The sequence below is a fragment of the Desulfosarcina cetonica JCM 12296 genome (assembly GCF_001311845.1).
Taxonomy (GTDB): Bacteria; Desulfobacterota; Desulfobacteria; order Desulfobacterales; family Desulfosarcinaceae; genus Desulfosarcina; species Desulfosarcina cetonica.
The window spans coordinates 1-2,414 of sequence record NZ_BBCC01000388.1 but is presented as its reverse complement, the minus strand read 5'-3'; the positions used below and the strand labels follow the sequence as shown (position 1 = coordinate 2,414).

Annotated in this window: 1 protein-coding gene and 1 pseudogene; one reads left to right on the top strand and one right to left on the bottom strand. The window is 61.3% G+C overall.

Annotated elements, in window-relative coordinates; genetic code table 11:
- Nucleotides 1-45 precede the first annotated feature (45 nt).
- Nucleotides 46-962, top strand: a pseudogene (locus JCM12296_RS34160) (aminotransferase class V-fold PLP-dependent enzyme).
- Nucleotides 963-1,157: 195 nt separating this feature from the next.
- Here JCM12296_RS34160 and JCM12296_RS34155 read toward each other — a convergent pair.
- Nucleotides 1,158-2,237, bottom strand: coding sequence for a uroporphyrinogen decarboxylase family protein (locus JCM12296_RS34155; protein ID WP_083456781.1), 1,080 nt, complete (start codon nt 2,235-2,237; stop codon nt 1,158-1,160).
- Nucleotides 2,238-2,414: the final 177 nt, after the last annotated feature.

Here is a 2,414-nt window from a genome sequence, read left to right as displayed (position 1 = left end):
CCCAAGGGCGCCCGGGTCTGCTTCGCGTCCAATGCCACCGACGCCTTGAACACCCTGATCCTGGGCCTGCTTGGGCCGGGGGACCATGTGGTCACCACCCGCCTGGAACATAATTCCGTCTTGCGGCCCCTCAACCACCTGCAAGCGTCCCTGGGAATCAAGGTCGATCAGGTTCCCTTCGATCGGCCGGATTTGTCGATCCCGGCCGGATCGAAGCCTTTCTTACCCCCCAAACCCGTGCGGTGATCATCAACCACGCCTCCAATGTGCTCGGAACCATCCAGCCGGTGCCGGCCATCGGGGCGATCTGCAAAAAGCGGGGCATCCCATTGATTGTGGATGCTTCCCAAAGCGCCGGTTGCATTCCCATTTACATGGAAGCCTGGGGCGTTTCCGGGCTGGCCTTTACCGGCCACAAGTCCCTTCTGGGACCCACGGGAACCGGCGGGCTGATCCTGAATCCGGATCTGGACCTTGCCCCCTCCCGTTTCGGCGGCAGCGGCGTGGATTCCATCAACCCGTTCCAGCCGGACGAATACCCCTTTCGCCTGGAAGCCGGCACGATCAACTTTTTGGGGATTCTCGGCTTGGGGGAAAGCCTTGCCTTCGTGGCTAAGCACATGGCGGCTTTTGGGGAAAGGGAACGCCACCTGACCCGGCGGCTCGTTCAAGGCTTGAATGCCATCCCTTCGGGCAAGCTGCGGCTTTTTGCCTGCGAGCGCCTGGAGAACCATCTACCGGTGGTGACCTGTGTTGTGGACGGAATTGCCAGCACGGACGTGGGCGCCATCCTGGACGGAGATTTCGAGATTGCCGTACGCACAGGCCTGCACTGCGCCCCCTTGGTGCACCAGGATCTGGGCACCGGAGGCGCCGGGGCGGTACGCTTCAGCCTGGGCCCCTTCACCACCACCGCCGATATCGACGCGGCCATTGACGCCATGGCCCTGATCGCCCGCTGAACTAAAAACGCTTTCGTCAATATTGATGCTCTCGTAAAAAGTCGCATTTCCGACGGATTCGTAAAAGGCCCGAGATCAAGGCTTGCGAATCCTGAGAATACCGCAATCGCGGGTGCCGTAGGCAGCGTACTAAGCGTACGCCGCAGTGACGAAGGGTGAGCGTAACGCCGATATCGGGCTTCTTTACGAATCCGCTTATCCATAGCGGCCATACTGCTCGGCCGCATCCATCAATGCCATGAGCTTGACGGGCGCTACCTCAGCCGGGAATTCGCATCCCGGGGTCAGGATGAAGCCGCCGGGGTTGTCCTTGCCGCGTGCGATGGCCGCCTTGCAGCGGTCGACGATGTCTTCATAGGATTTTTCGGCAATCGCCTGAGGATCGATGTTTCCGCAGATGATGTCATGCTCGCCAAAGGCTTTCATCTGGCCGGCCATGGCCGTCTCGGGACCGAAGATCCAGATGTAGCGGCCATGCCAGTTGCAGGCTTCGCGCATGTCCACATAAAAGGGCAGGTTCAGGTTCTGGTTGGCGCAGGGGTGCATCAGCACGGTGCCGATTCCCAGCTCCCGGATTTTCTTGTTGACCTTGAGATTGTACGGGTGGACGAGCTCGGCGAACTGGGAAGGGGAGATGATGCCGTTGGCTTCCAAGGGACCGGCCTGAAAGGGCATGCAGTTCTCGGGGCCGAAGCGATCGGCGAAGTAGACCAGGGCGCCTATGAACAGGTCGCTGACCTTGTCCATCAGGCGGTGCACGGCATCCGGCCGGGTCATGACCCAGCTGAGAAAACGGGCGGTCTCGGCAACCTGCGCCGCCGCCGAGAAGATGCTGCCCACCTGGACGCTGGCGGGCATGCCGTGGGCCACGCAGTGGGCGGCGGTCTTTGCGGCAATGCCATAGGCGCCGGGGAGTTCGCCGTCAAAGGTGGGCACTTCCAGCCGATCGACGTCGTCGATGGTCTTTACCGGCGATTCCACCACCACCGGCGCGGTGGCGCCATGCCGATCATCGGGCATCTGGATGCGTCCGCCAAATTCCCAGGGGCCGCAGGCCGCATAGCCGAACAGCGGTGTCTGCTCGTAGCCGAAAAGACGCATGCTCCGGTAATTGGCCTGAAAGTAATTGTCGCCATCCGACCAGAATTCACCCAGGGGCATGCCCGCCACCCGCGCGGCAAAGGATTGAACGAAGGGAATCACCGGGATCCGGTCGGGCTTTTTGCCCTGTAGCACGGCCATCATCCGCTGGGCGGGGGTCATTGCCCGTGGCACGATGAAATTCTCCCTATTTAGCGTTCCTCGTTGAGGGCTTGAATGAGGGCCGGCACCACTTTCTTGTAATCGTCGACGATGCCGAAGCGGGCACGTTTGAAGATGTTGGCCTCCTCATCCTTGTTGATGGCCACCACGCACTTGGCATTGGCAATGCCGGCCAGGTGCTGGCTGGCA